We start from the raw sequence: 244 nt of genomic DNA, 5'->3' as shown, positions 1-244 counted from the left end.
GATCTAATTGAAAAGTATCATCTATAGGAACATTTATATTTTCTATATTCATCTAGTATACCTTTAGGAACTACTAATTCTACAATTTTTTATTGATTTTGGTTTTAAACCCCATTTTTCTAATAATTCAGCATCTCTATACATTTGGAAATTTCATTGTCCAAAATATTCCTGCTGTATCANNNNTTAATCCTGAGAAATTTTTTAATAAATCTTCTTCAAGATCTGATAAACTTTCAAAATT

It is taken from the genome of Candidatus Nanopusillus massiliensis (genome assembly GCF_920984865.1).
This window is presented reverse-complemented; position numbering follows the sequence as displayed.